Here is a 363-nt window from a genome sequence, read left to right on the forward strand (position 1 = left end):
TTGATGCCACAGAAATTCCAATACAAAGACCTAAAAAAACAGAAGAAAAGCTATAGTGGCAAAAAGAAGGCACATACTTTCAAAGTCCAGGCCATCATTCATTATAGAACTCAGCAAATTCTAAGTTTATGCACTGATCGTGGTGCTGTACATGATTTCGAACTCTTCAAACGAAACTTACATCAGATTCCGGCAGGTGCCTTTATCCTTGCAGATAAAGGCTATCAAGGGATTTATGCAATGTATCCAAATAGCTTGTTGCCATTAAAAGCAAAAAAGCGCTGTAAATTGGATCCTGAACTAAAAATCTATAATCAAGAAATCAACAAAAGAAGAATTGGGGTTGAGCATGTATTTGGTAGT

1 protein-coding gene is annotated in these 363 nt (G+C 36.4%); it reads left to right on the plus strand.

Annotated elements, in window-relative coordinates; all coding sequences use genetic code 11:
• A partial coding sequence (locus M5F03_RS04350; RefSeq protein ID WP_249706871.1) for a transposase family protein occupies positions 1-363 on the plus strand: 363 nt, incomplete at both ends.

It is taken from the genome of Acinetobacter amyesii (genome assembly GCF_023499985.1).
In the GTDB taxonomy this organism is placed as follows: Bacteria; Pseudomonadota; Gammaproteobacteria; order Pseudomonadales; family Moraxellaceae; genus Acinetobacter; species Acinetobacter amyesii.